Annotated in this window: 1 rRNA gene; it reads left to right on the forward strand. The window is 49.6% G+C overall.

Annotated features, from left to right (window positions below):
• Window positions 1-71: 71 nt before the first annotated feature.
• A 23S ribosomal RNA gene (locus E2B99_RS13385) occupies window positions 72-1,027 on the forward strand; the annotation flags it as partial.

Below are 1,027 nucleotides of genomic sequence, written 5' to 3' on the forward strand. Positions count from 1 at the left end.
AGAGAACTAGCAAACTGAATCAAGCGTTCTTGGTATTAAGGTTGAAGCTGTACGACGTTTTAGGGTTGTATAGTCAAGTAACTAAGTGCACATGGTGGATGCCTTGGCAGTCAGAGGCGATGAAAGACGTGTGAGCCTGCGAAAAGCTTCGGGGAGGCGGCAACAATCCTGTGATCCGGAGATGTCTGAATGGGGAAACCCACTTACCATAAGGTAGGTATCAATACATGAATACATAGTGTATTGAGGCGAACGAGGGGAAGTGAAACATCTCAGTACCCTTAGGAAAAGAAATCAATTGAGATTCCCGTAGTAGCGGCGAGCGAACTGGGATAAGCCCATTAAGTCTAGTGTGTTTTAGAGGAATGAGATGGAAATCTCAGCCGTAGTAGGTGATAGCCCTGTACTTAAAAGGGCACATTAGATGAATCGAGTAGGGCGGGACACGTGATATCCTGTCTGAACATGGGGGGACCATCCTCCAAGGCTAAATACTCCTGACTGACCGATAGTGAACCAGTACCGTGAGGGAAAGGCGAAAAGAACCCCTGTGAGGGGAGTGAAATAGATCCTGAAACCGTGTGCATACAAGCAGTGGGAGCGGACTTGTTCCGTGACTGCGTACCTTTTGTATAATGGGTCAGCGACTTATATTCTGTAGCAAGGTTAACCGTTTAGGGGAGCCGTAGGGAAACCGAGTCTGAATAGGGCGTTTAGTTGCAGGGTATAGACCCGAAACCGAGTGATCTATCCATGAGCAGGATGAAGGTGCCGTAACAGGCACTGGAGGTCCGAACCCACCGTCGTTGAAAAGCCGGGGGATGACTTGTGGATAGGGGTGAAAGGCTAATCAAACTCGGTGATAGCTGGTTCTCCCCGAAAGCTATTTAGGTAGCGCCTCGGACGAACACCATTGGGGGTAGAGCACTGTTTCGGCTAGGGGGTCATCCCGACTTACCAAACCGATGCAAACTCCGAATACCGATGAGTGATATCCGGGAGACAGACTGCGGGTGCTAACGTCCGT

This window comes from Alkanindiges illinoisensis, from assembly GCF_004377485.1.
GTDB classification, from domain to species: Bacteria; Pseudomonadota; Gammaproteobacteria; order Pseudomonadales; family Moraxellaceae; genus Alkanindiges; species Alkanindiges illinoisensis_A.